This is a genomic window from Vibrio sp. 1249-1 (assembly GCF_033340495.1).
Genome location: NZ_JAWOWJ010000496.1, coordinates 1 through 721, shown reverse-complemented (window position 1 = coordinate 721; position 721 = coordinate 1). Strand labels below are relative to the sequence as shown.

2 pseudogenes are annotated in these 721 nt (G+C 50.9%); both read right to left on the bottom strand.

Annotated elements, in window-relative coordinates:
* Positions 1 to 179: pseudogene (locus R7Z50_RS27210) on the bottom strand (cytochrome o ubiquinol oxidase subunit III); the annotation flags it as partial.
* Positions 169 to 721, bottom strand: a pseudogene (locus tag R7Z50_RS27205) (cytochrome o ubiquinol oxidase subunit I); the annotation flags it as partial. The pseudogenes R7Z50_RS27205 and R7Z50_RS27210, both read right to left, overlap by 11 nt.

Below are 721 nucleotides of genomic sequence, written 5' to 3'. Positions count from 1 at the left end.
AAAATCTCTTTACCTGTAGGACCGGCAATCAAGTTGCTAGACAGCACGGCGTATGTCGCGAACAAAGTCGCAAACAATACGCAGTCACTCATCAGGTAAACCCAGAAACCAAACAGCTTGTTGCCATTCGTGTCATGGTGGTGATCGTGGTCATGATGAGCTGCGACATTAGTTTGCATAGGTCACCTCCAGATCATCGCTGTTTTCGTTGTCTTTCACGGTTCCTTTCTTCGCTTCTTCTAGCTGAGCTCGGCGAGCGGCTTCGATCGCTTTGATCTCTTCCACTTCAACGTAGTAGTCCACGTCATCGTTGTAGCTGTGTTGAATACACGTCACAACGATACCCACCAAACTTGCTGCCGCTAGCCACCAGATGTACCAGATCATCGCAAAGCCAAAGACCAGCGCCCAAGCCGACACATAAATACCCGTTGCCGTATTCTTCGGCATATGGATGCGTTCGTATTCCACTTCTTTCATTGGGTCGAACTCGCCACTTTGTTTTTGATACCAGAACGCGTCCAGTACATCGCCTTTTGGCAGATGAGCAAAGTTGTAGAACGGCGGAGGTGAAGACGTTGCCCATTCCAATGTACGGCCGCCCCACGGATCACCCGTTAGGTCACGGTTTTGCTCGCGGTCACGAATACTCACGTAGATTTGGATGAACTGAGACAATACGCCCAGAGCGATCACAACCGTGCCCGCCGCCGCAACAGCC